This is a genomic window from Enterococcus sp. BWB1-3, from assembly GCF_016745275.1.
GTDB lineage: Bacteria > Bacillota > Bacilli > Lactobacillales > Enterococcaceae > Enterococcus_L.
Genome location: NZ_JADOEP010000065.1, coordinates 1 through 1,055, shown reverse-complemented (window position 1 = coordinate 1,055; position 1,055 = coordinate 1). Strand labels below are relative to the sequence as shown.

Here is a 1,055-nt window from a genome sequence, read left to right as displayed (position 1 = left end):
TTGGAATGGCAACCCTTTTCTTGACAGTTTTTATAAGGTGTCCGATTTCAATTCGCGTTATTGTCCGATTGTCCTTGACAATGAGCCTCCTCGGATATGAGGAATACCGGCAGAAGCTAATAATGAAACATTAGACTGCCTCGCTATCGCTATCATATCCGAGCTCCTCATCAAGGATTCGCTTCGCCAATCTCTGATTTCGATACCCTATTGGCGTCTCGTAACCTAATGTCCCATGCAGCCTCAGATGGTTCCACCAATGAACGTAATCAAATAGTTCCAGTTCCAATTGGTGAAGACTTTCAAACCGATGCTGTCGGACAAATTCTACTTTCATCGACTTATAGGTTGATTCTGCTACTGCATTATCATAGGGACACCCTTTTTTACTCAAGGATCGCTTGATTTCAAACCGATCTAACAGCTCAGTGATCGTTTGGTTATCAAACTCCTTTCCACGATCTGTATGAAAGAGTTCAACTTCTGTCAGTGGTTCCTTGATTCGATGGAAGGCTTGTTGAACCAGCTTGGCATCTTTCTGTTTTCCGCAGGAGTAACCCAGTATCTCTCGATTGAACAGATCAATGATGACACAAATATAATGCCAGTTCTTTCCTACCCGTACGTAGGTCAAATCGGTGACAATCGCTTCCAATGGGCGTTTTCTTAGGAAGTTTCGATTGAGGCTGTTTTCTGTCGCTGCCTCATTACTCGTTGAAGCATGGTGTTTATAATGAGCGGTGGTGTAACTTGATTGTAACCCTCGTCGTTTCATAATCCGGCCTATTTTTCGTCGGCTCAGTTGGATGCCCTGGTTAAGTAATGCTTGTTTGATTTTTCTTGTACCATAGGCTTTCCGACTTCTTGTGAACTCGTCTGTTACAGCTTTTTCCAACGCCGCTTCTTCTTTTTTTGGTTTGGCTTTGTAATAATAGGTTTGGCGGGAAATCTCTAACACTTTACACATCGCTGATATAGAGTATTTATGTTTGTTGAGGGTAATTACTTCCCTTTTCGTCCGAATATCAGCGCCGCTTGCTTTAAAATATCATTTT

The 1,055-nt window shown here is 42.3% G+C and carries 1 pseudogene; it reads right to left on the bottom strand.

What is annotated here, in order from left to right:
* Positions 1-130: 130 nt before the first annotated feature.
* Positions 131-1,055: pseudogene (locus IW492_RS17890) on the bottom strand (IS3 family transposase); the annotation flags it as partial.